The sequence below is a fragment of the Photobacterium carnosum genome (assembly GCF_002849605.1).
Taxonomy (GTDB): Bacteria; Pseudomonadota; Gammaproteobacteria; order Enterobacterales; family Vibrionaceae; genus Photobacterium; species Photobacterium carnosum.
Genome location: NZ_NPIB01000063.1, coordinates 1 through 1,335, shown reverse-complemented (window position 1 = coordinate 1,335; position 1,335 = coordinate 1). Strand labels below are relative to the sequence as shown.

Sequence of the window (1,335 nt, the reverse complement as noted above, 5' to 3'; positions counted from 1 at the left end):
GCCGCTTACCGGATACCTGTCCGCCTTTCTCCCTTCGGGAAGCGTGGCGCTTTCTCATAGCTCACGCTGTAGGTATCTCAGTTCGGTGTAGGTCGTTCGCTCCAAGCTGGGCTGTGTGCACGAACCCCCCGTTCAGCCCGACCGCTGCGCCTTATCCGGTAACTATCGTCTTGAGTCCAACCCGGTAAGACACGACTTATCGCCACTGGCAGCAGCCACTGGTAACAGGATTAGCAGAGCGAGGTATGTAGGCGGTGCTACAGAGTTCTTGAAGTGGTGGCCTAACTACGGCTACACTAGAAGAACAGTATTTGGTATCTGCGCTCTGCTGAAGCCAGTTACCTTCGGAAAAAGAGTTGGTAGCTCTTGATCCGGCAAACAAACCACCGCTGGTAGCGGTGGTTTTTTTGTTTGCAAGCAGCAGATTACGCGCAGAAAAAAAGGATCTCAAGAAGATCCTTTGATCTTTTCTACGGGGTCTGACGCTCAGTGGAACGAAAACTCACGTTAAGGGATTTTGGTCATGAGATTATCAAAAAGGATCTTCACCTAGATCCTTTTAAATTAAAAATGAAGTTTTAAATCAATCTAAAGTATATATGAGTAAACTTGGTCTGACAGTTATTATTTACCCACCACTTTGGTAATTTCGCCTTTCACGTAATGCACAAATTCTTCCAGCTGATCCGCACGGCTGGCCAGACGATCTTCTTCCTGGCCCAGATACGCCTGACGCGCTTCCAGAATCACCGGCTGATACTGCGCCGGCAGACGTTCCATGGCCCAATCCGCCGCCACATCTTTCGGCGCAATTTTGCCGGTCACCGCGCTATACCAAATACGGCTCAGGGTCAGCACCACGTTGCGTTCATCACCCGCCCAATCCGGCGGGCTGTTCCACAGGGTCAGGGTTTCGTTCAGCGCTTCAAACAGGTCCTGTTCCGGCACCGGATCAAACAGTTCTTCCGCTGCCGGACCAACCAGCGCCACGCTATGTTCACGCGCTTTGGTCAGCAGAATGGCCAGATCGATATCAATGGTCGCCGGTTCAAAAATGCCGGCCAGAATATCGTTACGCTGCCATTCGCCAAACTGCAGCTCACGTTTCGCCGGATAACGCCACGGAATAATGTCATCATGCACCACGATGGTCACTTCCACCGCACGCAGAATTTCGCTTTCACCCGGGCTGGCGCTGGTCTCCCGCAGTACGTTGATCAGCGAACGACGTATGCTTTCATCTATCCGCACGGTCCCGGTCACTCCAAGTGCAATACCGTCATACGTTCTCCGTTTTCCTCCTATCTCGTGCCCCTACTGTTCACTGACATTCCC

General features: G+C 52.1%; 1 protein-coding gene. It reads right to left on the bottom strand.

Going from position 1 to position 1,335, the window contains the following annotated elements:
- Positions 1-624: 624 nt before the first annotated feature.
- A complete protein-coding gene (locus CIK00_RS21040; RefSeq protein WP_267893093.1) occupies positions 625-1,305 on the bottom strand; it encodes an AadA family aminoglycoside 3''-O-nucleotidyltransferase in 681 nt (226 codons plus the stop codon).
- Between the last annotated feature and the right edge of the window lie 30 nt (positions 1,306-1,335).